We start from the raw sequence: 625 nt of genomic DNA, 5'->3' as shown, positions 1-625 counted from the left end.
AAACAATCTGGGGATTCGGCAGCTTATAGAAGTAATTGCCAGTAAATTTTATTCATCAACGCCTGAAGGTCAATCTGAACTATGCGGGCAGGTTTTTAAGATTGAATATTCGGAGAAACGGCGGCGTTTTGTTTACGTGCGTATATATAGCGGAACATTGCATTTGAGGGATGTTATTAGAATATCTGAAAAAGAGAAAATAAAAATCACAGAGATGTGTGTTCCGACAAACGGTGAATTATGTTCATCCGATACAGCCTGCTCTGGTGATATTGTAATTTTACCAAATGATGTTTTGCAGCTAAACAGTATTTTGGGGAACGAAATGCTGTTGCCGCAGAGAACATTTATTGAAAATCCTCTCCCTATGCTCCAAACAACGATTGCAGCAAAGAAATCTGAACAGCGGGAAATATTGCTTGGGGCACTTACAGAAATTTCAGATGGCGACCCTCTTTTAAAATATTATGTGGATACTACAACGCATGAGATTATACTTTCTTTTTTGGGGAAAGTGCAGATGGAAGTCATTTGTGCCATCCTTGAGGAAAAATATCATGTGGAGGCAGAAATAAAAGAGCCTACTGTTATATATATGGAAAGACCGCTTAGAAAAGCAGAATAT

1 pseudogene is annotated in these 625 nt (G+C 38.2%); it reads left to right on the top strand.

From position 1 onward, the window contains the following. Window positions 1-625, top strand: a pseudogene (tet(O), locus tag ACTNBR_RS16505) (tetracycline resistance ribosomal protection protein Tet(O)); the annotation flags it as partial.

The organism is Bariatricus sp. HCP28S3_F11, from assembly GCF_052065395.1.
Classification (GTDB): Bacteria; Bacillota; Clostridia; order Lachnospirales; family Lachnospiraceae; genus Allocoprococcus.
Note: the sequence above shows the minus strand (reverse complement) of the source record. Positions and strands in the feature narration are given on the sequence as shown.